Source organism: Planctomycetota bacterium, from assembly GCA_016872555.1.
In the GTDB taxonomy this organism is placed as follows: domain Bacteria; phylum Planctomycetota; class Planctomycetia; order Pirellulales; family UBA1268; genus F1-20-MAGs016.
Genome location: VGZO01000146.1, coordinates 1 through 1602, shown reverse-complemented (window position 1 = coordinate 1602; position 1602 = coordinate 1). Strand labels below are relative to the sequence as shown.

The 1602-nt window shown below is 63.6% G+C and carries 1 protein-coding gene; it reads left to right on the top strand.

All coding sequences use genetic code 11. The features are described from left to right. The first annotated feature begins 958 nt into the window (after nt 1-958). Entirely contained in the window at nt 959-1342 is a 384-nt protein-coding gene (locus FJ309_17570; GenBank protein ID MBM3956383.1) for a hypothetical protein, read from the top strand. Nucleotides 1343-1602 lie beyond the last annotated feature (260 nt).

Below are 1602 nucleotides of genomic sequence, written 5' to 3'. Positions count from 1 at the left end.
AGCGCCAACGCCAGTACCATGCCGAACGCTAACGTCAGTACCACGCAGAGCGCCAACGCCAGGGCCGCACGGAATTCGAACACCAGCGCTATGCCGAATGCCTACGCCAGCGCCATGTCGAGTGCCAACGTCAGTTCCACGCAGAACGCCAACGCCAGTGCCAGGCCGAGTGCGAACACTAGTGACAAGCCGAGTGCTAACATCAGTGCCACGCTGAATGCCAACGCCAGTACAAAGCCGAGCACCAACGCCCACGCCAGCTCCATCGCGTGTGCCAGCACTAGCGCCACCTCAAATGCCATCGACCAGACACAAGCAACCGGCAGTGCAGATACCCCAACCCCGACCAACCGGAATAAACCAACGACGAAGGCCACGAAGAAAGAAATGACGAAGACCGTGAAGAAGCAGGCAAAGAAGCAGACCGACGCCACGAGCGGGATAGCGACACCCACCGTGAACGCAGATGCCAATGCCGACCCCCATGCCAACCCGAACGCCAGCCACGTTCGCCCCAGCACCCCAAACAACGTCACCGCCACAACCGCAACGGAGACCGGCGCCCACACCCCAACCGACATAACACCACTGAAAGGAATCGGCGACCCGACCCCCAGAACCACCACTACGTTGACGTGCGCCAAGACCACAACTGCGAGAGCCAGCGCCGCCGCCACGTGGAGTGCGAAAGCCAGTACCACACCGAGTGCGAACGCAAGTGCCATGCCGAACGCCAACGCCAATGTCATGCCGAGCGCGAACACCCGTGCCATGCCGAATGCCAGCACCAGTGCCACGCCGAGCGCGAACGCCAGTCCCATGCCGAATGCCAACGCAAGTGCCATGCCGAACGCCAACGCCGGTACCTTGCCGAGTGCGAACGCCAGTGCCATGCCGAGTGCGAACGCCAGCGCCATGCCGAGTGTGAACATCCGTGCCATGCCGAGTGCCAACGCCAATGTCATGCCGAGTGCCAACGCCAGTGCCATGCCGAATGCGGACATCAGTGTCATGCCGAGTGCCAACGCCGGTGCCATGCCGAGTGCGAACGCCAGTGCCATGCCGAGTGCGAACGCCAGTGCCATGCCGAATGCGAACGTCAGTGTCATGCCGAGCGCCAACGCCAGCGTCATACCGAGTGCGAACGCCAGTGCCTTGCCGAGAGCCAACGCCAGTGCCATGCCGAGCGCGAACACCCGTGCCATGCCGAATGCCAACACCAGTGCCACGCCGAGCGCGAACGCCAGTGCCTTGCCGAGTGCGAACGCCAGCGCCATGCCAAGTGCCATGCCGAACGCCAACGCCGGTACCTTGCCGAGTGCGAACGCCGGTACCTTGCTGAGTGCCAACGCCAGTGCCATGCCGAGTGCGAACGCAAGTGCCATGCCGAGCGCGAACGCCAGCGCCATGCCGAGTGCGAACGCAAGTGCCATGCCGAGCGCCAACACCAGTGCCACGCCGAGAGCCAACGCCAGTGCCATGCCGAGTGCGAACGCCAGCGCCATGCCGAGTGCCAACACCAGTGCCACACCGAGCGCGAACACCCGTGCCATGCCGAATGCCAACACCAGTGCCATGCCGAACGCCAACGCCGGTACCTTG